This is a genomic window from Pseudomonas sp. AC083, assembly GCF_979253165.1.
Map to the genome: position 1 here is coordinate 1 of NZ_CEEDDH010000289.1, position 244 is coordinate 244.

Genomic DNA, 244 nt, shown 5'->3' on the forward strand with positions numbered 1-244 from the left:
CTCTTGTAACCTGTATCCTGAATCCAAAGCTTTGTTGTAACGAGTATTTCCTCTCTGGACACGCCACTCTGCTTGATGGCACGACCGACTGCTTTTTCATTGCTATACACAGCAGCGGTATCAATCAATCGGTAACCTTCCATTAGGGCATTATAAACCGATTCTTCGCAAACATTTTTATCATCAATTTGATAAACCCCAAATCCGAGTATCGGCATCTCGACACCATTGTTTAGTGTAACAT

General features: G+C 41.8%; 1 protein-coding gene. It reads right to left on the minus strand.

From position 1 onward, the window contains the following. The coding region (locus AC0IXA_RS27985) for an aldo/keto reductase (RefSeq protein WP_471814989.1) at positions 1–218 on the minus strand (218 nt) is incomplete at its 3' end. Positions 219–244: the final 26 nt, after the last annotated feature.